The following is a 17,142-nucleotide window of genomic DNA, read 5'->3' as shown; positions in this document are numbered from 1 at the left end:
GCAGCCAATTGGTGTCGTCAAGGTGAGACAACCGCTTGCAAGGCGGCACAGGCGCACAAGCCTCTGACATTCATGCAGGCATGCGCACGGGTGCAGACGCCCGACCAACCATGGTAGCGCCGCAGCACAGACAACTGGCCGTTCCCCCGGTACTACCGTGAGGGAGCGGTGTTCATAACATCAGAAGAGGACCGACCGTGCACAAAGTCGTGATCAGCGGAACAGGTTTGTTTACCCCCTCCCAGAGCATCAGCAACGAAGAGCTGGTCGCCAGTTACAACGCCTATGTCGAGCAGTTCAACGCCGAGAATGCCGCTGCCATCGAAGCCGGCACTGTTGAAGCGCTGGCAGGCTCCAGCACCGAATTTATCGAAAAAGCGTCCGGCATCAAGAGCCGCTTTGTGATTAACAAAAGCGGCATTCTGGATGTAAACCGTATGGTGCCGGACATTCCCGAGCGCAGTGATGACGAGCAGTCGCTGCTGTGCGAAATGGCCGTCAAGGCAGCCCATCAGGCGCTGGAAGCCGCGGGCCGCACTGTCGCAGATATCGACGGCGTGATCGTTGCCTGCTCCAACCTGCCGCGCGGCTATCCGGCGCTGGCGGTTGAAGTACAGGAAGCCCTGGGTATCGACGGCTTTGGTTTTGACATGAACGTGGCCTGTTCTTCTGCCACCTTTGGCATCCAGAACGCGGCCAATACTGTGGCGCTGGGCCAGGCCCGCGCGGTGCTGATGGTCAACCCGGAAGTCTGCACCGGCCACATGAGCTTCCGTGACCGCGACAGCCACTTCATCTTTGGGGATGCCTGCACCGCCGTGGTGGTCGAGCGCGCTGAAGATGCGGTCTGCGAGCACCCTTACGAGATTCTCGGCACCAAGCTGCTGACCAAGTTCTCCAACAACATCCGCAACAACTTTGGCTTCCTCAACCGCTGCGACGAGTCTGGCGTGGGCGCCCGCGACAAGCTGTTCATGCAGAACGGTCGCAAGGTATTCCGCGATGTCTGCCCGATGGTAGCCGAGCTGATTGGCGAACACCTGGGTGAAGTAGGTCTGCAGGTCGACAGCGTCAAGCGCTTCTGGCTGCACCAGGCTAACCTCAACATGAACATGCTGATCGCACGCAAGCTGCTGGGTCGTGACCCGAGCGCTGAGGAAGCACCAGTGGTGCTGGATGAATACGCCAACACCAGCTCTGCTGGCTCGATCATCGCCTTCCACAAGTATCAGAACGACCTGCCGGTGGGCAGCCACGGTGTGATCTGCTCCTTTGGTGCCGGTTACTCCATCGGTAGCGTGATCGTACGCAAGGGCTGATTGCCGCAATGCCCAATGAGCAGGATCTGATCCAGCGCCTGCTCAAGGGCGAGCAGGCCGCCTACCGCGAGCTGGTGCAGCAGTACCAGGGCGCCATGCGCGCGGTGGCGATTGCCATCGTCGGCAGTGCCAGTGCCGATGAAGTAGTGCAGGACAGCTGGCTGGCCGTGGTGCGCAACCTGCAAGGCTTTGCCGGACGTGCCAGCCTGAAAACCTGGCTGCTGACCATCACTGCCAATACCGCCAAGAGCCGCTTGCGCAAGCAGCGACGTGATGTCTCGCTGGAGGATGTTAGCGGCCCGCACGGTACCATCGACGACGCGCGCTTTGCCGCTGATGGCCATTGGGGTAGGGCTCCGACGCTCTGGCATACCGACTCTCCCGAAGCGCTGCTCAACGAGCAGGCCCTGCGCGAGTGTCTGGAACATACCCTGGCGACCCTGTCCGAGTTGCAACGCAGCGTGCTGCTGCTGCGCGAGCGACAGGCGTTGGAGTTGCCTGACATTTGTAACCTGCTGGATATTTCTCACTCTAATGTGAGGGTGCTGCTGCATCGCGCCCGGCTGAGCGTGTTTGCAACCCTGGAGCATTTTGAGGAAACCGGCGAATGTTGAAGTGCAAGGGGCTGGTGGCGTTGTCCAGCGATCTGCTGGATGGTGAGCTGACGTGGAAGCAGCGCATCGCCGTGCGTGCGCATCTGGCGATGTGTGTGCGCTGCCGCCGTTTCATTCGCCAGTTGCGCATCAGTCAGCGGGTTATCCGTCAGCTCCCGGATCAGCAAGCGCCCGACCTAGAGGCGCTGCTTAAAGCCATGCAGGCCCAGCAGCAGCGCGGCGCCGAGACGGATCAGGGCAACGCCCAAAAATGATTTGCCCGCCGCTGTAACAGTGCTCACCAAGTAACGTCTAGTATGCAGAGGGTGGCAACCCGTCACGCTCTTTATCAGACGTTACTGGAGAATGCGCATGAAGAAGCTCAATACCGCCGTCCTGACCCTTAGTGCGACCCTGCTGGGAGCCGCCGGTGCCGTACAGGCTACTGAAAACCCCTTCGCTGTGCAGGAGCTGCAAAGCGGCTACAGCCTGGCTGACAACCACGGTGCGGGTGATATGGAAGGCAAGTGTGGCGAAGGCTCTTGCGGTGATGAAGAAGGCAAGGGCGATCAGGAAGGCAAGTGCGGTGAAGGCACCTGCGGTAGCTGAGGGTGAACGCAACCGTTACCCTGCCGGTGCACGGAGTCGGGCTGGGGCTGCGCCGCAGTCTGCTCGGTGCCCTGGCACAGACGCCAGAGCCGGTCGCGGATTTTCTTGAAGTGGCGCCGGAAAACTGGATCGGCCTGGGCGGGCGCCTGGCCCGCCAGTTTGCTGCGGTCACTGAACGTTATCCGCTGATCTGCCATGGCCTGTCGCTCAACCTGGGTGGGCTGGCGCCGCTGGATAGCCGTTTGCTGCGTGATTTGCGTGCCTTTCTGGATGCCAATCAGGTACAGGTGTACAGCGAGCACCTGAGCGCCTGCGGTGATCATGGTCAGCTGTATGACCTGCTACCCGTGCCCTTCACCGAGGTCAACGTGCGCCGCATTGCCGAGCGTATCGGGCAGGTGCAGGATGCCCTGGGCAGGCCGCTGATAATCGAAAATGTGTCTGCCTATCTGACCCTGCCGGGTGAGCTGAGCGAGCCCGAGTTTGTCGCCGCCGTACTGGAAGAGGCCGACTGTAACCTGCTGCTGGACGTAAACAACGTCTACGTGAATAGCGTCAATCTGGGCGGCGATGCTGCGCCGTATATCAGCGCGATGCCCACCCAGCGCATCGCCTATCTGCACATGGCTGGGCATTTTGACGCCGAGCCAGACCTTAAAATAGACAGCCACGGTGCGCCGATTATCGACCCGGTATGGGCGTTGCTAGAGCACACCTACCAATGCCACGGCGTACGCCCAACGCTGCTGGAACGGGATTTCAACATGCCTCCGCTGGAGGACTTGCAGCAGGAGCTGCAGCAGATTCGGCGTTACCAGCAGGCTGCTGCCATACAGGTGCGCGCATGAGTGTTGAGCTGCAGCAGCGCTTTACCGCCCGCGTCCGCGCGCCGCATCAACAGCCGCTGCCAGCAGCGCTGCCGCCGCAGCGGGTAGCGGTGTACGAGCGCCTGATCCGTAACAATATTGAGGGCTTTGTGCGCGGCACCTTCCCGGTGTTGCACAAGGTGTTGCCGGCGGCGCGGTGGGATCAGCTGATTGACGCATTCGTGGCCGGCCACACCTGCCAGTCACCGTATTTTCGCGACATTGGCGAGCAGTTTATCGACTGGCTGCAGGACGGCTATCAAGCGGACGCCAATGACCCGCCGTGGCTGCTAGAGCTGGCGCACTACGAGTGGGTAGAGCTGGCGCTGGATATCAGCAATGAGCAGCTGCCGGCGGGCGGGCAGGGCGCTGCTGACGCCGACACCCTGCTGAACTGGTCTTCCCTTGCCTGGCCCTTGCTCTACCAATGGCCGGTGCAGCAGCTGGGGCTGGATTACCAGCCCGTTGAACCGCCCGCGCAACCGACGTGCCTGCTGGTCTGGCGTGATGGTGAAGACCGCGTGCGCTTTATGCAGCTCACGCCCTTTGCCTGGCAGCTGGCTGATGTGCTGAGCCGCGAGCCGCTGTCGTTGCGTACCGCGCTGGCGCGTTTGCATGTGACAGCCGACGCTCAGTTCATGTCCGGGGCGCTGTCTCTGGTATCTGACTGGGTGGCCGCCGACGTGTTGCGCGCTACTCAACCTACCTCTTGAAATAACGCCTATCTGGCTGATTTCTCTAGCTTTACCAAAACCCGCCGCTGAGAGAGTTTGATGTGCAGGGGAAAGTTCCCCTGTCATTGAATGTTCATCTGTACGCAACTGATCTGAAATACAGCACTGCGAATATTCCCTCCAACACCGGGCCCGTCCCATCAACGAGCCCCAATGTGTTGTTTCACTGTCAACGCAAAATACTACTGAGGGAAGACTCAATGACTCTGCGCAAGCACATCGCTGGATTCGCTGTTACTGCACTGGCTGCTGCCATCCCGGCTGTCGCCATGGCCGACGTAAGCATCTACGGCCGCGCCCACGTATCCGTGGATTTCCTGGATGACGGTGCTGATTACTCCGAAACCAACCTGTCCAGCAACTCTTCCCGCCTGGGCTTCAAGGGTGACCACGAGATCAACCCGAACCTGACTGCTTTCTTCCAGATCGAGCAGCAGATTGACTTCGGCACCGACAACGGTAGCTCTTTCAACACCCGCGATACCTTCGTTGGTCTGAAAGGCGGCTTCGGTTCTGTGCGCATGGGTCGTTTCGACAGCCCCTTCAAAGCGGCTCGTGGCCCGGCTAACCTGTTCGGCGACCAGGTCGGCGACATGCGTAACCTGACTCGCGTTGGCAACGCCCGTTTCGACGAGCGTTATGACAACACCATCGAGTACACCACTCCGGACATGAGCGGCTTCTTCGCCAAGCTGGGTTACTCCGTTCAGGAAGGTACTGTTAACGAAGACGACACCGACGAAAGCGTAATCAGCGGCTCTCTGAACTACGCTGGCGACGCTCTGGAAGCGGCTCTGGCTTACGAGTCTGCTGACGAAGATACCGGCCGCGGCGAGCGTGACGGTATCCGCGCTGCTGCAGCGTTCAAGCTCACTGACGGCTTCAAGCTGGTCGGTTTCTACCAGACTGTTGACTACACCAACCCGGCTGTCACTCAAGCTGTTCAAGACGCTCTGACTTCTGACACCTACGGTGTAGGCGCTGAGCTGAAGCTGGCTTCGGCCACTGCGCTGAAAGGCATGTGGATGACTCGCGATGCTGACGCTGACGACTTTGACACCGACATGATCGCTGTTGGTATCGAGCACAAGCTGGACAAGGCTGTCCGTGTATACGCCAACTACGCCATCACCGAGAACGACGCCAACGTCGCTCTGACTCCCTGGGGTCAGGCACGTACCGCCAACCCGGCTGGTGCTGCTGGTGAAGACGCTTCCGGTTTCTCCGTAGGTCTGCGTTACGACTTCTAATCCCGTCTCACGACAGGACCAGAAGTAATCTCAAAGCCGGACTGTTACAGAAAACAGTCCGGCTTTGTCATTAAAGTGACATGCAACAGTCTTAATCTCGTCGCCAAGTGGTCATGAAAGTTGATCACCAACGGACCCAATGTTCACTTGTGCCAGGAGCTCTATCCCATGCGTCAACTTCTCTGTCTCGCCGCCGCTGCACTGCTGTCCGCCTGTGCCCAGCAGGCCCCCGTCAAACTCTACTCGGGCGCCGAACAGCCAACCTCCCAGGTGCTGGTAGTCGAAATGCCCAACACTCTGGAAGTGCTGAACATCAACGGTCAGCCGGCACCGGAAGCCAATCGCATGGTAGGCAACGGCCTGCGTCAGCTGGAGCTGCAGCCGGGCAAATACCGCATCAATGCCTACTTTGAAAATGGTTACGACGTAGGCGGTGGCCTGAGCCACGAAATCGTCCGCACCCGCAGCGCTACCTTCCTGGTCGACGGCCAGGCCGGTGATGTATGGCGCCTTGAAATTGATGAGCCGAGCAACCTGCGTGAAGCTGAAGCGATGGAAGATGACTTCTCCGGCTACGCGGTCAACACCCGCACCGGCGAGCGCGTGGCCAGCGAGCCGGGCCCGCGCTACGTCTCCATGCTCGGCCAGATGTTTGGTGGCGGCTCTGTTGTTGCCACCCAGGATACCGGCATTGCGCCGCTGGGCGCCGCACCGCAGGCCCAGGCTGGCGCGGCCGCTGCTCCGCTGGCTGTACCGGCTCCGTCGCAGGCTGCTGCCCCGGCACAAACCCTGCCGCACGATGCCTCGACCCTGGCAACCCTCAAGCAGATTTACCTGATGCTCAGCCCGGAAAGCCGCGATGCCTTCCTGGAGTGGGCAGCTCAGTAAGAATTCAATGCCCCGTCAGTTTTGTGTGCTGCACGTTTATCCCCGCCTTGCGCGGGGATTTTTTTGTGCATGTGTCGGTAGGGTGGTCAATCGCGTAGCCTTGGCCACGCGTAGCCGCTTCACGCGGCGCAAGTGCGCGGACGCGCCTGCGGCTAGTCCGCTCTGGTCTCTCGACTACTCGGCATCAATGGCCCGCTGCACCTGGCGGAAGAACGCCAGGCGTTCCTGGCTCTGGGTGCCGCCCTGGCTGTCGGTAGCCTGCGGCCAGTTGCCGTTGGAGGCGATTACCAGTTGACGGTTGGGGTCGATAAAGATGCCCTGGCCAAAAATGCCCTGGGCAATGTAGGCACCGTCATCCAGCGTCCACCACTGAAAACCGTAGCCGGAGCCCGGGCGACCAATATCTACCTGCTTGGTGGTCGCCTCGCCAATCCAGCCTTCTGGCAGCACCTGCTCGCCACCGGCAATGCCGCCACCGAGCATGAACAGACCAAAGCGGGCGTAATCACGGGTAGCTGCCTGCACGCAGCAACCGCCAATTTCATGGCCAGTGGAGCCCAGCATCCAGCTGGCGTCCTGCTGCATGCCGAACGGTTTCCAGATCTTCTCGGACAGGTACTCGGCCAGTGGCTTGTTGGCGGCAGAGCTGGCCAGCACACCAATCAAGTTGGTTTCACCGGTCTTGTAGACCCACTTGGTGCCGGGCTCTGCCTCGGCGGGTAGCTGGCGCATGTAGCTGACGGTCACGTCTACGCCCGGGTCTGCCTTGTGGGAGTTGAAGAGTGCCACGTCGGACTGTGGGTCGGCGTAGTCCTCGTTCCAGGCCACACCGGAGGTCATGGTCAGCAGCTGCTTGATGGTCACGTTGTCGTAGGCCGAGCCTTTGAGATCCGGGATGTAGTCCGAGACCATATCGTCGATGCTCTTGATGTAGCCATCCTGAATGGCTGCGCCGACCAGCGTCGAGGTGAACGACTTGGCGACCGAGAAGCTGGTCCAGCGTCCGTCTGGGCCAAAGTCCAGACCGTACTGCTCAAGCCGTACCTTGCCGTTGTGGACGATGATCAGGGCGGCGGCGTGCTGCGACGCCATGTAGGCGTCAACATCTACACCTACATCCAGTGGTGCGCCTGCTGGCAGGGGGGAGACAGAATCACCGGCCTCAATGACCCGGGACTGGCTCAGAATCGGCATACGGTCCAATGCACGGAAGCCGGCATCGCGCTGATCACTGGTCCAGAACAGCACGTTGGTACTGGTCGGCAGGTTCAGCACTACGCGGCGCATATCCTTATCGGCAGTTGCCCAAAAAACGCCGCAGGCCAGGGCCAGCAGCACTACCAGCGAGATGATCCCTTTCTTCATGTGTGTACTCCATCGTTATTGTTGTAGGCGTAACTTACGAGACTTGGCCGCAGGATAGGGGCAGGCCGCCGGTCTATAAGTCAGGGTGATTTATGGGCCGTCGATTGCTAAATACTTTATAAGCCTCAGTCCTGTAGCGCCTGCGCGAGCAGCTCGCGCTGGACACGCACTGCGGTGCGTGTGGGGCGTACGTGCATGCCACGCGCCTCCAGGTGCGCCCGTGTGAACGCGGCGCCAAACAGCAGAATCATCGAGGAGTAATTTACCCAAAGTAGCAGCAGCGCGAGTGAGCCCGCAGCGCCGTACGCTGATGAAGTGGCTGAGTAGGTCAGATAAAGAGCAATCAAGAAACGACCGGCAGTAAAGAGGATTGCGGTAATAAATGCACCAACCACAACGTCACGCCACGACAGCTGTACGTCAGGCAGAATCTTGAACATCGCGGCGAACAGCAGGGTCGTCAGCGTCAGCGACAGGGCAAACTCCATCGCCAACATGGCTGGCCCTGGTATGGGCAGCCAGTTGTCAGCAAATGCCATTACGGCACTGAATGCCACCGACAGCATCAGCGACACCAGCAGAATAAAGCCGATGGCGAGAATAAGGGTGAGCGACAGCAGGCGGCTTGTGATCAACGCCCAGATGTTGTTGCGTGAGGGGCGTGGGGCAACGCCCCATATTTGATTCAGCGACTGCTGCATCTTGGTGAACACTGTCGTAGCCCCGACGATGGTGGCAAAAATCCCGATCAACGCTGGCCAGATACCACTTTGGTCAATCTGTGAGTTGGCGACGGCAGTTTGAATGACGCCAGCGGCCTCCGGCCCGATAGTGCCCTCAAGTTGCGCAAAGAGCTGGCCTTCGACCGCGCTTTCACCTAATACCAGCCCCACCAGCGCGACAACCACTACCAGCACCGGTGCGATGGAAAACACGGTGAAAAACGCCAGGGCCGCGGCGTAGATAAAGGCTTGGCTTTCCAGCCAGTTCTGCACCGCTGCGCGGAAAATACCGAACCAGTGTTTGATCATTGAGGAGCGTTGCCGTAGTCGCGAGTAAGCATTGTCGAGAGTGCCTTGAGTCGCATTGGTTTGTGGGGTTAGGGCATTGTAGGCATGCACGGCGGAGCGGGGCCAGCCCCTTCGCGTTATCCAGCGGCTAGTGCACCATGCTTAACTCTTTGTCTTTATTGCGTGTTTCCCGATGTTGGGAGATTGGCAAGGCGTTCGGAGTCCACTAGCTTTTGCGCGTTGAAAAAGCGCAGTTCGCCGCAGAGCAGCGCTTTATTCGAGGTGCAGGGCGCGTAGTGAAAGTCTGCGAGTTTGTACCTTTCGTACATGCCTAGCTCTTCGGTGACCAGACCACCCAGGTCTTCCTCATTCTCCAGGAAGTACGCTGTGCCCTCGTCCTGAAAAACGCTAAAGGGAAAGGCTTTGTAATAGGTGTAAAAGAAAATCGAGTTTTCCTTCTGGTACGCCAGCTTTTTTCCGTCTGGCCAGTCGACGCGAAGGTGAGCGGCGACTGCATCCCTGATTGCCTGGTGGAGGGCGTCTTGATCGTCTTGCGGGTATTTCACCAGATAGAGGCTGGGGTACACCGCAGACTGTATGAGCTGCATGTTCCGCAGGAAGCTGTGATCGATAGCTACGGCAAGGACGCATACTGCCAGCACCACACCAACCAGTTGGGTTCGTCTCTTACCGCGCAAAACCCACTTGGCAAGCCGCAGTGCAAAATACACTGCTGCTCCTAATAGGAGGATCAGACAGACTATGAGGATGATTTCCATCGTGGCTCTCTACTGGCTGACGGTGATTCCATTTATGGGGGCTGTCTGGCAAGTTGCCTGTGGCAGCGGTTATATCTTGCGTGGTGGGGCTGCTCAGAATAGCGCCAGTACCTCGTCAGCCCACTCGTGGCTGTGCTGCGTCCATCGCTCATCTGGCGGTGGGAAATTAGTTCGGCAGTAGCCTCTCTGGTTAAGGAAATTGAATGCTGCGTGCGGATATCCGTTGATCAGCAACAGTGACTTGTTGCCGTCGCCGGACCAGACAATTTGCGCTTCAGACGGCAAATGCTTGTCCGAGATGTTGTCGACATTGTAGATATGCAGCGCATCAAGGATCGGGTTTCCTTCCTGGTTAACATCGAGGCCGTAGAAGTATCCCGTGCTGCCGTCGTCCTCGAAGACAACCGCAAAGCTGTTCACTGGCGAACGGCTCTCCAAAACGGTTTCGGTTCCGACGCTGAATTGCGTTTCTGCGTAAATCATCGACTCATCGGCCATGAGAAAAGGACTCCAACAGGTAGGTGGTGTTTGCATAGCAACCCTGGCAGGTACTGTCCAGAGGGTGTGTATTGGAAGAGGCGCGTGCCAGGCACCGGATAACACCGGGCCTGTTGGGTGCTGTTCTTATGCGGCTGAATGTTGATATCACCCTCCCTGGTGATCCTGTCGCGAGCGCGCGATGGCGAGAATGGGGTGGTCAGTGCTGCTCTGGCGTTTGGACTGGCGGTTGGGCTGGCTGGTTCCAGCATCGCTGGCTTTTAATCAATATCTCGATAGTCGGCCACGGGCCGTTGCTTTATTGCTCAGTAGTCCTTTGCGGGAGCGTCCGCAGGCATTGCCCACAAGTGTGCTGCGACCAGTGCTTTCCAGGGACCGAACTGAGCCAGCCACTGCTCGGTGAAGGGCTGGTCTGGCGTGTCCGGCAGTTTAAGTAGGGCGCCGAGGCGTTTGCGCACGACAATGTCGCCGTGCATGGAGCCGTTGAGTACACCGTAGCCGCGCAGCAGGATATAGCTCTGGGTCCAGGGGCCGATGCCTTTGATGCCGGCAAGGCCATGGGCAATAGCTGCGGCAGGTGGTGGGCTGGTGGCGGCCCAGGTGTCTAATGGCAGTTGGTTGCTCTCTACCGCTTCGGCCATGCGCAACAGGGTAGCGGCTTTGTTGGCGGACAGACCGCAGCTGCGCAGCGCCTCGTGTGATGCGTTCAGCAGCTGTGAGGCTTGGGGGTGGCAGAGCAGACCGTTGTCTAGCGGCGTGCCCAATGCGCGGATAACCCGGCGGCGTACGGAGATGGCGGCTTCGACGCTGATCATCTGGCCTATGACAGCCCAGCAGGCGGCTTCAAAGGGGCTGGCGCTTTGCGGCATACGCAGGCCGGGTGTCTGTTGGAGTAACCGGGCGATCTCGGGGTGGTCGCCGTGGGTGGCGTGCAGGCCGTCGATATCCTGATTCAGGCCGAGCAGGCTGCGCAGGTAATGCGCGAGCGCAGTGGTGCTGGGTTCTGCAACCGACAGCCGGGCCTGCAGGTTGCTCGGCTCGCTGAAATCCAGTTGCAGCAGGGCGGGTTGGCCTTGCCAGTGCAGTGCCTTTTCGATGCGCTGGTCTGCTGTGCGCTCAGACACCTGCTCGCGGTCACGGGCGTAGAAACGCAGCACATCGGCGTGACGAAAGTCTGCCGGCAGCGAGAGGGTCAGGGTGGTGCCAGGTTCAGTCATCCTTTGGTCCCTGCGCCTCGCGTTGCAGCAGGGCGCGCTTGCGCTCCACGCCCCAGCGGTAGCCGGATAGGCTGCCGTCACTGCGGACGATACGGTGGCAGGGCACGGCGATGGCCAGCGGGTTGGCAGCGCAGGCGCCGGCGACAGCGCGGGCCGCGCTGGGCGTGCCCATGGCCTCGGCCAGCTCCGAGTAGCTGCGCGTCTGACCGGGCGGAATGGTTTGCAAGGCTTGCCACACCCGGCGCTGGAAGGCGGTGCCGCGGATATCCAGCGGCAGCGGCGGGGCGTTGTGCGGGGTTTCGATCAGGGCGACCACGGCGGCCAGTTGTTCACCTAGTGTGTTGTCTGCCACGCACTCGGCCTTGGGGAAGCGTGCGCGCAGGTCGCGTTCAAGCGCTTCGTCGCTATCGCCGAGCAAAATGGCGCACACGCCGACATCGCTCTGAGCCACCAGCACCCGCCCCAGGGGGCAGCGGCCGGTGGCAAAGCCGATGCGTTGCTGTTGCCCGCCCTGACGGTAGCTCGCCGCCGACATGCCCAGCTCGGTGGGTGCCTGCGCATAAAAGTGACTGGCGGAGTTGTAGCCCGCGGCCAGCGCTGCGTCTGTGGTGCTGCCTGCGTGGGTTAGCTGCTGTTGCAGGCGCTGTTGTCGCACGGCGCGGGCGTATTCGGCCGGCGACAGGCCGGTCGCCTTGCGGAACTCACGCTGCAGATGCCAGCGGCTAAGTCCGGCGGCATCGGCCAACTGCTGCAGGGTGGGCGGCTGTTCGGCCTGCTCGATCAGGCGGCAGAGGTGGGTGATGCGGGTTTGCTGTGCATCGCCCGCTGCTTCATCTGGCTTGCAGCGCAGGCAGGGACGAAAGCCGGCGGCGCGGGCCTGGGCGGCGTTATCAAAAAAGCGCAGGTTCTCGGCCTTGGCGTGACGTGACGGACAGCTGGGGCGGCAGTACACGCCGGTGGTGATCACGGCGTAGATAAAGCTGCCGTCGGCGGTGCTGTCGCGCTGCTGAATCTGTTGCCAGCGCTGTTGCTGGCTGCTGGAAGTTGGCTGCGTCATGGGCTGGCTCTGGCCGAGGTGTGTGCTGTGATGGTGCCTGTGCGGGGCGCTAGCCGCATCCACTATCTTGCTACTGAATCTGCAGACGGTCATCATCGGGCTGTACTGACCCTGCCGAGTTTATTCATGGTGCCCAAACACCTCACGTCCATCAATGATGTTGACGCTGCCAGCTGGGATGGCCTGCTGGCGACGGACTACCCATTTCTGAGCCATGGCTTTATCCGTGCGCTGGAGGACAGCGGCGCGGTGTGCGCGGCCTCTGGCTGGCAACCGGCGCACCGGGTGGTGGAGCGTGGCGGCCAGCTGCAAGCGCTGCTGCCCCTGTATCTCAAGGACCATTCGTGGGGCGAGTATGTCTTTGACTGGCAGTGGGCTGACGCCTGGGAGCGCGCCGGTCGTAGCTATTACCCGAAGTATCTGAGTGCGGCGCCGTTCTCGCCGGTGCAGGGGCCGCGACTGGTGGCCCGTGATGCGGATGCGGCCGGCGCTTTGCTGGACAGTCTGGATGTCGACCTACAGGCCCAGCAGGTGTCCAGCCTGCACCTGCTGTTCAATACTGGAGCAGAGAATGGCTGGCTGGCGCAACGTGGCTGGCTACAGCGTTTGGGCTGTCAGTTTCACTGGTTCAACCGGGGCTACGCGAGTTTTGATGATTTTCTGACGGCGTGCAATTCACGCAAGCGCAAGAACTACCGCAAGGAGCGGCAGGCTATCCGCGAGCAGGGCATTCACTTTCAGTGGCTGACCGGCGAGCAACTGGATGCCGCTGCCTGGGCGCAGTTTTATCCCTTTTATGCCGCCACCTACTACAAGCGCGGGCAGGAGCCCTACCTGCCGCCTGCGTTTTTTACTCTCCTGAGCCGCTATTGCAACGCCAATGTGCGCCTGCTGTTTGCAAAGCAGGGGGAGCGAGCGGTGGCGGGTGCGCTCTTTCTGGTGGGCGGCGATACGCTCTATGGCCGTTACTGGGGCTGCCTTGAAGAGTTTGACCGCCTGCACTTTGAAACCTGTTTCTACCAGGGTATGGAGCGTTGTATCGCCGAAGGGCTAGCGCGTTTCGATGCCGGCGCTCAGGGTGAGCACAAGCTGGTGCGCGGGTTTGAGCCGGTTCTGACGCAGTCATGGCACAAGCTGCAACCGGGGCTGCATGAAGCGGTGGGAGATTTTCTGCTGCGCGAGCGCGCTGGGGTAGAGGCGTATCGGGAGGATGCGCTCAGCTACCTGCCGTTCAGGCAGGCAGCTGAGTAAGGGCGTTATTCCGCGCTCTCTTCCAGGCGAGTGGCGCTGATGATGCTGACCGCGTTGACCGGCACGTTCTGGTGGCCGGCGCGGCTGGTGGTTTGTACCTTGCCGATGGTCTCGACCACATGCTGGCCGCTGACCACTTCACCGAATACCGCGTAGCCAAAGTCGCGGCCGCCGTGGTCCAGAAAATCGTTGTCGCTCAGGTTGATGAAGAACTGGCTGGTGGCGCTGTCGACAATCTGGGTGCGGGCCATGGCCAGGGTGTAGCGGCGGTTCTTCAGGCCGTTGTCGGCTTCGTTCTTGATGGGGCGGCCGGTGTCGAGCTGACGCATGTTGCTGTCAAAACCGCCGGTTTGAATCATGAAGCCCGGAATCACGCGGTGGAAGATCACGCCGTTATAGTGGCCGGCTTCGACATAGCGCAGAAAGTTCTCGGTGCTGATGGGGGCCTGCTCTTCGTTCAGCTCGACGACGATGTCGCCCAGGCTGGTGCTCAGCTGCACGCGAGGGTTGTCGGCCAGGGCGGCGGTACTGAGCAGGGTTAGGGCGGCTGCGCCAATCAGGTGTTTCAGCATGGATGACTCCGTGGTCAGGGGCTTGTAAGTCCCGCTTGGGCGGGATCTGTTATTGCGGCGGCCGGGCCGCTGTCGACTTCGGCGAGAAAATCCAGCAGCAACTGGTTAAAAGCGTCCGGCTGATCGACCGGCGTAGCATGCCGCGAATCGGCGACGACTTCCAGCCGGGCATCGCCCAGGTGGCTGACGTACTCGCGCTTGTGCTCGACCGGGGTGTAGTCGCGGTCGGCGCTGACCACCAGCACCGGGCAGTTGATGCGCTCCAGCCGGTTGCTCACACCCCAGCCGACAATGGCACGCAGGGAGGCCAGATAGCTCTTGCGGTCGTTGCTGCACCAGCGCTCCATAAAGGTCTGGCGGTGGTGTTCCTGCTCTGGCTTGGGAAACAGCAGCCGGGCCAGGCCCTTGGCGATGGCCGACATGGGCAGCACGTGGGCAAAAAACAGGCGCTTGCCGGCCATCCAGTATTCCAGCGGCTTGCGCGGAATCACCTCGGGGGCGCTGTTGACGATGGTCAGGCTGACGGGCACTTCAGGGGCGTCGGTAGCAAGCTGAAAAGCGATCATGCCGCCCATCGACAGGCCGACGATATGGGGCTTGTGCAGATCCATTGCCTGGATAAAGGCCAGGCAATCGCGGGCGAACAGACCAATCGAGTAGCCCTTGCCGGTTTTGTCGCTACCGCCGTGGCCGCGCATGTCCAGGCAGAGCACCCGGTAGTGCGGGGTCAGGGCGGGGAGCTGATATTCCCAGTCCTGCTCGCTGGACCCCAGGCCGTGCAGCAGCAGCAGCGGCGGGCCGGAGCCCTGGTCGGTGTAGTGAAACTGACAGTCGTTCAGCGTGATCTGCGGCATGGGCAGGGTCCGAATGGTCGAAATGGTCATTCTAGGCGCGGAATTGTCGGGAATTGAAGCCCTTCAATGGTCTGTCATCGAATGTTCAATGATCAGGTCAGCCAGAATGCGCGTGGCTGGGCCGACCGGGCGCTCCTTGTTGGCATAGAGAAACAGGTACGCCGAGCGCTGGGCGCCTTGCTCCAGCGGTAGCGGTTTGAGCTGCTGGCTGTTCAGATACTGGACGATTTCATGCTCGGGCAGCCAGGCAAACCCCAGGCCGCGGGCAACCAGGCGGGCAGCTGTACCGAGGCTGGCAACGGTCCAGCGCTGCTCGGCGCCCAGCCAGCCGGAATCGCGCGGCTGGCGCTCGCCTGAGTCGCGAATCACCACTTGCAGATGAGTGGCCAGGTCATCGTGGGTGAGCGTGCGTTGCAATTGATGCAATGGATGATCAGGGTGCGCAACCGCTACAAATTGCACGGCGTTGAGCTGCTGGGGCAGGTAGCCGGCGATGCTCAGGCCGGAGATGGCCAGATCGGCGCTGCCATCGTGCAGACGCTCTTCCACACCGGAGAGCACTTCTTCGCGTAGTTGCACGCGACAGCCACGGCTTTGCGGCATAAAGGCGTGCAGGGCGCTGGCCAGACGATCGGTGGGGTAGGCGGCGTCTACCACCAGACGTACCTCTGCCTCCCAGCCCTGGTCCATCTCGCTGGCCAGCATTTCAAGCTGGTTGGCTTGGGCGACCAGCTGCCGGGAGCGGCGCAACAGGGCTGCGCCAGCTTCGGTCAGTACCGCCTTGCGACCTTCTATTTCCAGCAGCGGGATGCCTAGTTGCTCCTGCATGCGGGCAACCGTGTAACTGATCGAAGACTGTGATCGGTGCAGCGCCTCGGCTGCCTGGGCAAAGCCTCCCTGGTCGACTACGGCTTGCAGCGTGCGCCATTGCTCCAGGGTTACACGGGGTGCTTTCATCCTGCCATCCTCTGCCGTATTGTGGGTGCGGGGGACAAATGATTGTCCTGCGCGGCGCCAGCGTAGTGCCGTAAGCCAATCTGCTGCAAGGAGCTAACCATGCGCAAAATTGTTGCTGCCAGCCTGCTGTTGTCCTGGCTGTCGCCTGCTGTTGTGCACGCTTTTCCAATTGACCTGCAAAGCCAGTTCGACGGCGTCTCCATTGAGGCTGAAGCCAGCGATATGAGCAACATCGCCACCGTGTTGCTGCGTAATAGTGGCGAGAGCGCCGCGCTCTGCGAAGCGAGCTTTGTCAACGGGCCTGAGCGTCCGACGCCCCGGCGGGTCAAGCTGGCGGCAGGAGAAAGTACGACGATCAGCCAGTCGTTCCTGCGAGCCATCACCCGGGTGCGCATCACGCTGAATTGCCACGCGAGCTAGATCTATCAGTTTGCTTGATTGATTTTAGCGCATTTTTGCGCTTTTTTATCTTTTTATTGGTTCTATCATGGCTCCATCTCGCCAACATTGATGGAGTAACACCATGAAAAAGATTCTTGTAGTGCAGTCCAGCGCCCGCCAGGAAGGTTCCTTGACGCGTGAGTACACCGCGCAACTGGTACGTCAGATCGAGGCCGCTAACCCGGGTTCCTGGGTGGTAACCCGCGACCTGGGCGCTGAGCCGGTGCCGCACCTGGATGCGACCCTGCTGGGCGGCTGGATGAAGCCGGCCGAGGAGCAAACAGAGGCGGAAAAGGCGGCCTCTGCGCTCTCCAATCAACTGGTGGATGAGCTGCTGGCCAGCGATATCGTGGTGATCGGCTCCTCGATGTATAACTTCGGCATTACCTCTACCCTCAAAGCCTGGTTTGACCATGTGCTGCGGGCTGGTCGTACCTTCAAGTACACCGAGGCTGGTCCGGTTGGCCTGACGCCGGATCGTAAGGTTTACGTCGTTACCGCCCGTGGTGGTCGTTACGAGGGTTCGCCGCTGGACTTCCAGGAACCCTACGTCCGCCAACTGCTGGGCTTTATCGGCATTACGGATGTGGAGTTTGTGAACGTGGAAGGCCAGTCGATGGGGCCGGAGGAGGCTGCCAAGGGGCGCGCCGAGGCAGATGAGGTGCTGGCCGCGCTGGCGTAAGGCAAATTGCAGGCAATAAAAAACCCGGCTGATGCCGGGTTTTTCAATTTGGCTCCGCGACCTGGACTCGAACCAGGGACCCAATGATTAACAGTCATTTGCTCTACCGACTGAGCTATCGCGGATCGGACGCTGCGCACTTTACCAAAAAATCGATCAAAGTCAACGTCTTGAAGCCTGGTTTTCAAGCCATGCTTTGA

21 protein-coding genes and 1 tRNA gene are annotated in these 17,142 nt (G+C 60.6%); 12 read left to right on the top strand and 10 right to left on the bottom strand.

Annotated elements, in window-relative coordinates; genetic code table 11:
- Positions 1-197: 197 nt before the first annotated feature.
- The 8 genes from HV822_RS01550 to HV822_RS01515 all read left to right on the top strand — a co-directional run bounded on the left by HV822_RS01550 (position 198) and on the right by HV822_RS01515 (position 6,259).
- Entirely contained in the window at positions 198-1,319 is a 1,122-nt protein-coding gene (locus HV822_RS01550; RefSeq protein ID WP_238871912.1) for a beta-ketoacyl-ACP synthase III, read from the top strand.
- Between the two features lie 8 nt (positions 1,320-1,327).
- Positions 1,328-1,933 carry an RNA polymerase sigma factor gene (locus HV822_RS01545; protein ID WP_238871911.1) on the top strand — a complete coding sequence of 202 codons (606 nt, stop codon included), beginning with the start codon at positions 1,328-1,330 and terminating at the stop codon, positions 1,931-1,933.
- A complete protein-coding gene (locus HV822_RS01540) occupies positions 1,927-2,187 on the top strand; it encodes a zf-HC2 domain-containing protein (RefSeq protein ID WP_238871910.1) in 261 nt (86 codons plus the stop codon). The genes HV822_RS01545 and HV822_RS01540 overlap by 7 nt, the downstream gene beginning before the upstream one ends.
- A gap of 97 nt (positions 2,188-2,284) precedes the next feature.
- Positions 2,285-2,521, top strand: coding sequence for an HvfA family oxazolone/thioamide-modified RiPP metallophore (locus HV822_RS01535; protein WP_238871909.1), 237 nt, complete (start codon positions 2,285-2,287; stop codon positions 2,519-2,521).
- A 2-nt stretch (positions 2,522-2,523) separates the two neighbouring features.
- On the top strand, positions 2,524-3,369 hold the full coding sequence (locus tag HV822_RS01530) for an HvfB family MNIO-type RiPP peptide maturase (RefSeq protein ID WP_396264973.1): 846 nt from the start codon (positions 2,524-2,526) through the stop codon (positions 3,367-3,369).
- A complete protein-coding gene (locus HV822_RS01525) occupies positions 3,366-4,100 on the top strand; it encodes an HvfC family RiPP maturation protein (RefSeq protein ID WP_238871908.1) in 735 nt (244 codons plus the stop codon). Before HV822_RS01530 ends, HV822_RS01525 begins: the two co-directional genes overlap by 4 nt.
- Before the next feature lie 221 nt (positions 4,101-4,321).
- Positions 4,322-5,371, top strand: a complete 1,050-nt coding sequence (locus HV822_RS01520; RefSeq protein WP_238871907.1) for a porin — start codon at positions 4,322-4,324, stop codon at positions 5,369-5,371.
- Positions 5,372-5,539: 168 nt separating this feature from the next.
- Entirely contained in the window at positions 5,540-6,259 is a 720-nt protein-coding gene (locus HV822_RS01515; protein WP_238871906.1) for a DUF2057 family protein, read from the top strand.
- Positions 6,260-6,433: 174 nt separating this feature from the next.
- Here HV822_RS01515 and HV822_RS01510 read toward each other — a convergent pair whose 3' ends face one another.
- The 4 genes from HV822_RS01510 to HV822_RS01495 all read right to left on the bottom strand — a co-directional run bounded on the left by HV822_RS01510 (position 6,434) and on the right by HV822_RS01495 (position 9,911).
- The gene (locus HV822_RS01510) at positions 6,434-7,624 is read right to left on the bottom strand and encodes a serine hydrolase domain-containing protein (RefSeq protein WP_238871905.1); all 1,191 of its coding nucleotides are present in this window, start codon (positions 7,622-7,624) and stop codon (positions 6,434-6,436) included.
- A gap of 125 nt (positions 7,625-7,749) precedes the next feature.
- Positions 7,750-8,655: a YihY/virulence factor BrkB family protein gene (locus HV822_RS01505; RefSeq protein WP_238871904.1), complete on the bottom strand. Its 906-nt coding sequence runs from the start codon at positions 8,653-8,655 to the stop codon at positions 7,750-7,752.
- Positions 8,656-8,810: 155 nt separating this feature from the next.
- The gene (locus HV822_RS01500) at positions 8,811-9,413 is read right to left on the bottom strand and encodes a hypothetical protein (RefSeq protein WP_238871903.1); all 603 of its coding nucleotides are present in this window, start codon (positions 9,411-9,413) and stop codon (positions 8,811-8,813) included.
- Between the two features lie 93 nt (positions 9,414-9,506).
- Positions 9,507-9,911, bottom strand: coding sequence for a DUF2251 domain-containing protein (locus HV822_RS01495; RefSeq protein ID WP_238871902.1), 405 nt, complete (start codon positions 9,909-9,911; stop codon positions 9,507-9,509).
- Between the two features lie 138 nt (positions 9,912-10,049).
- Here HV822_RS01495 and HV822_RS18130 point away from each other — a divergent pair, with 138 nt between their 5' ends.
- Complete coding sequence (locus HV822_RS18130; RefSeq protein WP_275419395.1) at positions 10,050-10,175, top strand: hypothetical protein; 126 nt, start codon at positions 10,050-10,052, stop codon at positions 10,173-10,175.
- 41 nt (positions 10,176-10,216) lie between these two features.
- Here the strand turns inward: HV822_RS18130 and HV822_RS01490 are convergent, their stop codons facing one another.
- Positions 10,217-11,128, bottom strand: coding sequence for a DNA-3-methyladenine glycosylase 2 (locus tag HV822_RS01490; protein WP_238871901.1), 912 nt, complete (start codon positions 11,126-11,128; stop codon positions 10,217-10,219).
- The gene (gene ada, locus HV822_RS01485) at positions 11,121-12,185 is read right to left on the bottom strand and encodes a bifunctional DNA-binding transcriptional regulator/O6-methylguanine-DNA methyltransferase Ada (RefSeq protein ID WP_238871900.1); all 1,065 of its coding nucleotides are present in this window, start codon (positions 12,183-12,185) and stop codon (positions 11,121-11,123) included. Before ada ends, HV822_RS01490 begins: the two co-directional genes overlap by 8 nt.
- A gap of 126 nt (positions 12,186-12,311) precedes the next feature.
- On the opposite strand from ada, the gene HV822_RS01480 reads away from it, so the two are divergent.
- Positions 12,312-13,436 carry a GNAT family N-acetyltransferase gene (locus HV822_RS01480; RefSeq protein WP_238871899.1) on the top strand — a complete coding sequence of 375 codons (1,125 nt, stop codon included), beginning with the start codon at positions 12,312-12,314 and terminating at the stop codon, positions 13,434-13,436.
- Positions 13,437-13,441: 5 nt separating this feature from the next.
- Here HV822_RS01480 and HV822_RS01475 read toward each other — a convergent pair whose 3' ends face one another.
- The 3 genes from HV822_RS01475 to HV822_RS01465 form a co-directional block, all read right to left on the bottom strand.
- Positions 13,442-14,008: a peptidylprolyl isomerase gene (locus tag HV822_RS01475; protein ID WP_238871898.1), complete on the bottom strand. Its 567-nt coding sequence runs from the start codon at positions 14,006-14,008 to the stop codon at positions 13,442-13,444.
- 14 nt (positions 14,009-14,022) lie between these two features.
- The gene (locus HV822_RS01470) at positions 14,023-14,862 is read right to left on the bottom strand and encodes an alpha/beta fold hydrolase (protein WP_238871897.1); all 840 of its coding nucleotides are present in this window, start codon (positions 14,860-14,862) and stop codon (positions 14,023-14,025) included.
- Positions 14,863-14,925: 63 nt separating this feature from the next.
- Positions 14,926-15,819 (bottom strand): LysR family transcriptional regulator, encoded by an 894-nt coding sequence (locus tag HV822_RS01465; protein ID WP_238871896.1) that lies wholly within the window; start codon positions 15,817-15,819, stop codon positions 14,926-14,928.
- Positions 15,820-15,918: 99 nt separating this feature from the next.
- Between HV822_RS01465 and HV822_RS01460 the strand changes: the two genes are divergently transcribed.
- Positions 15,919-16,239, top strand: coding sequence for a 3-phosphoglycerate kinase (locus HV822_RS01460; RefSeq protein WP_238871895.1), 321 nt, complete (start codon positions 15,919-15,921; stop codon positions 16,237-16,239).
- Between the two features lie 103 nt (positions 16,240-16,342).
- Entirely contained in the window at positions 16,343-16,942 is a 600-nt protein-coding gene (locus HV822_RS01455; RefSeq protein ID WP_238871894.1) for an FMN-dependent NADH-azoreductase, read from the top strand.
- Positions 16,943-16,991: 49 nt separating this feature from the next.
- On the opposite strand, the gene HV822_RS01450 is transcribed toward HV822_RS01455, so the two are convergent.
- Positions 16,992-17,067, bottom strand: a tRNA-Asn gene (locus tag HV822_RS01450).
- Positions 17,068-17,142: the final 75 nt, after the last annotated feature.

It is taken from the genome of Halopseudomonas maritima (assembly GCF_021545785.1).
Classification (GTDB): domain Bacteria; phylum Pseudomonadota; class Gammaproteobacteria; order Pseudomonadales; family Pseudomonadaceae; genus Halopseudomonas; species Halopseudomonas maritima.
The sequence above is the reverse complement of the archived record's forward strand: the minus strand, read 5'-3'. Positions and strand labels throughout refer to the sequence as shown.

Bases quoted from the DNA above. Each gene is read 5' to 3' on its own strand.
- HV822_RS01520 (WP_238871907.1), top strand. From the start codon at position 4,322: ATGACTCTGCGCAAGCACATCGCTGGATTCGCTGTTACTGCACTGGCT.
- HV822_RS01470 (WP_238871897.1), bottom strand. From the start codon at position 14,862: ATGCCGCAGATCACGCTGAACGACTGTCAGTTTCACTACACCGACCAG.
- HV822_RS01515 (WP_238871906.1), top strand. From the start codon at position 5,540: ATGCGTCAACTTCTCTGTCTCGCCGCCGCTGCACTGCTGTCCGCCTGT.
- HV822_RS01465 (WP_238871896.1), bottom strand. From the start codon at position 15,819: ATGAAAGCACCCCGTGTAACCCTGGAGCAATGGCGCACGCTGCAAGCC.
- HV822_RS01540 (WP_238871910.1), top strand. From the start codon at position 1,927: ATGTTGAAGTGCAAGGGGCTGGTGGCGTTGTCCAGCGATCTGCTGGAT.
- HV822_RS01455 (WP_238871894.1), top strand. From the start codon at position 16,343: ATGAAAAAGATTCTTGTAGTGCAGTCCAGCGCCCGCCAGGAAGGTTCC.
- HV822_RS01505 (WP_238871904.1), bottom strand. From the start codon at position 8,655: ATGATCAAACACTGGTTCGGTATTTTCCGCGCAGCGGTGCAGAACTGG.
- HV822_RS01525 (WP_238871908.1), top strand. From the start codon at position 3,366: ATGAGTGTTGAGCTGCAGCAGCGCTTTACCGCCCGCGTCCGCGCGCCG.
- HV822_RS01495 (WP_238871902.1), bottom strand. From the start codon at position 9,911: ATGGCCGATGAGTCGATGATTTACGCAGAAACGCAATTCAGCGTCGGA.
- HV822_RS01510 (WP_238871905.1), bottom strand. From the start codon at position 7,624: ATGAAGAAAGGGATCATCTCGCTGGTAGTGCTGCTGGCCCTGGCCTGC.
- HV822_RS01460 (WP_238871895.1), top strand. From the start codon at position 15,919: ATGCGCAAAATTGTTGCTGCCAGCCTGCTGTTGTCCTGGCTGTCGCCT.
- HV822_RS01500 (WP_238871903.1), bottom strand. From the start codon at position 9,413: ATGGAAATCATCCTCATAGTCTGTCTGATCCTCCTATTAGGAGCAGCA.
- HV822_RS01480 (WP_238871899.1), top strand. From the start codon at position 12,312: ATGGTGCCCAAACACCTCACGTCCATCAATGATGTTGACGCTGCCAGC.
- HV822_RS01545 (WP_238871911.1), top strand. From the start codon at position 1,328: ATGCCCAATGAGCAGGATCTGATCCAGCGCCTGCTCAAGGGCGAGCAG.
- HV822_RS01490 (WP_238871901.1), bottom strand. From the start codon at position 11,128: ATGACTGAACCTGGCACCACCCTGACCCTCTCGCTGCCGGCAGACTTT.
- HV822_RS18130 (WP_275419395.1), top strand. From the start codon at position 10,050: ATGTTGATATCACCCTCCCTGGTGATCCTGTCGCGAGCGCGCGATGGC.
- HV822_RS01475 (WP_238871898.1), bottom strand. From the start codon at position 14,008: ATGCTGAAACACCTGATTGGCGCAGCCGCCCTAACCCTGCTCAGTACC.
- ada (WP_238871900.1), bottom strand. From the start codon at position 12,185: ATGACGCAGCCAACTTCCAGCAGCCAGCAACAGCGCTGGCAACAGATT.
- HV822_RS01535 (WP_238871909.1), top strand. From the start codon at position 2,285: ATGAAGAAGCTCAATACCGCCGTCCTGACCCTTAGTGCGACCCTGCTG.